The 2,084-nt window shown below is 43.9% G+C and carries 2 protein-coding genes; both read left to right on the forward strand.

Annotation, left to right across the window (positions count from 1 at the left end):
• The first annotated feature begins 314 nt into the window (after positions 1–314).
• Positions 315–1,016 (forward strand): hypothetical protein, encoded by a 702-nt coding sequence (locus C2I19_RS19825; protein WP_103904331.1) that lies wholly within the window; start codon positions 315–317, stop codon positions 1,014–1,016.
• A 260-nt stretch (positions 1,017–1,276) separates the two neighbouring features.
• Positions 1,277–2,062, forward strand: a complete 786-nt coding sequence (locus C2I19_RS19830) for a hypothetical protein (protein ID WP_103904332.1) — start codon at positions 1,277–1,279, stop codon at positions 2,060–2,062.
• The last annotated feature ends 22 nt before the right edge of the window (positions 2,063–2,084 follow it).

Raw genomic sequence — 2,084 nt, forward strand, 5'->3', positions numbered from 1 at the left:
CATGTAAAGCAAGAGCACCTCCGAACTGCATAGCCTAATAAAATCAGCTGCTTGCAATCATTTTCACTCTATGCAATCCGAGTGCGGAGGCCCTGACTTAATATACGATTTGATCTTGGATTGCAAAGTGAATTCTTAGCTATATTTGAGCGCTTGCAGGATGGGTAGGCTGATAATGGGCCGTAGTTCTCGACTTTATTTGGTCAGGATGCAAAAAACGGAGCAGTCCAATGGCTTATAATGCGTATGCAAAGCAAAGGCCTAATGGCTAGCTCCAGTATTTGGTTAATTTAAATTGAAAGCAAATAGTAATAATGGATCAATTCAAGAGTATTTTGAAGGTTGTCTTTAAAAAGCTAAGTGTCGATCTGGGCGTGGCAGAAAGTTTTATTGTTGACCTGCATGATGAAGAAAATTCTTGGAGCTTCATATCAAAGCTTGCACAGCTAATCGAAGGTGTCTTTATAAAAGTCCTCGTTCGGCGACTCAACGAGCCTGAAATCTTCAATACGATTAGCAACCTACCTCAGTCTGTGAGGATAAATTTCGCCCATGATTTGAAGATCATAAGCCGAGATCAAAAATATCTATTTTTGACAGTCGCAGAGATAAGAAACGACTACATTCACAATGTTTCCAATGTTGGATTAAGTATGAGTGATTACTTTTCCAGTCTAAAGGAAGCTAGAGTGAAAGAGATATTCAAGCGCTTTAAGCCATTTATATTAGATGAGAAAATTCTCACTCCTAATAATTTTTTATCGGATTGCACAAATCAAATATTTTTTGTCTGTGCTTCGGAAATATCGCGTATGTACGGTAGGGTTGAAGGTATTGAGGCGGAGCGGAGGCATAATAGTTTTCGTTCAGAACAGGCTGAAAAACTTCTCCCCAAGAAAATCAATGGTACCATGTATTTAGAAGATAGGATGGTGGTTTATAATTACATTAAAATTGCAAGAGAAATACTAAAGAAAAATGGTCTGTTGAGCTCGGTAAGTTGCGCAAAAAATTAAAGCACCGAAATTCGAGGCTAACTTCAATGGCGCAAAATCAGATAGGTCCTTCATGAGCAGAGTCCGACAGCAAGACGACATCCTCTCTGCACTCAGCACAGTATTAAGTCAATGACCTAGGGTGTAGGGTTCTTTGCACAAAAACAGAGATGGCCTCAAAATGCAGGGAGTTTTGAAGGAAATTGATCCTCTTTAAGAGAAATCTCTTAAACATCTAAGGTGCCATTTAGCAACAAATTTGATTTGTGCAGCAAAGCCGCATGGAGATTTACCAGCGTCAATATAACTATCTGGACCTTTTGGGGGGCGATGTCCTCCCGGTATGGAGTAAATATCTGATGCGGACAATAGGCTTTTTTGAGGGACCAGAAGGAACTATCATGGTCCAGCTCTTCCCCGACTCAGACATCCATGTCGAGATGATGCACGACGCTGCACGACACCTTGTCCAGCTACTCGAGCATTACAATTGGACGCAGTCTGATCCCCGACTTCGCTCTGACAGGTGGCGTCGTTTCTGGAGAGGCATAACGACCATCGAACGCACGATCGTTGTCATGTACGTACAAAGTAACAACAGTGGGAAATTTCAAGGGATGGTTAAGCTTGACGATCTCCCACAATCCCTTCGTTTCTTGGGTGGGCACCGTCGCTCTCGAGCGACTGATGCAGTGCTTCATGAGTTTAGTAACCTTCGGCAGATCTTCGTTCGTGCATGCGTCAACGCAGGACACCTAGCTGATCATAGGAAAGAAGCGATTTGCGACCGCGTATACAGCGAAGAAAGAGTTGATCTAGCCGAAATTGCCGAGCGCTATCCGGAAAATTCCACTGCCCGTGAGCGGTTGATTCAGGCCCGGTTGGGCCAAGGTGTGTATCGCAATAACCTCCTGTCGTTATGGGGTAGTGCGGAGGCCCTGGGTTTCACCCCCATTGTCGCTTTCATTTTTTGCGGAATATTCATCACCAGAGGAGGGTGTCCGAATTTTTGTGTAAACGGGGTTGGGTTTACGCCTGAGGAATGCGCCCTTCAAACTGGATGGTAAAGCGAGTCAGTGCCGACTTCCA

Origin of the sequence: Chromobacterium alticapitis (genome assembly GCF_002924365.1) — a bacterium.
In the GTDB taxonomy this organism is placed as follows: Bacteria; Pseudomonadota; Gammaproteobacteria; order Burkholderiales; family Chromobacteriaceae; genus Chromobacterium; species Chromobacterium alticapitis.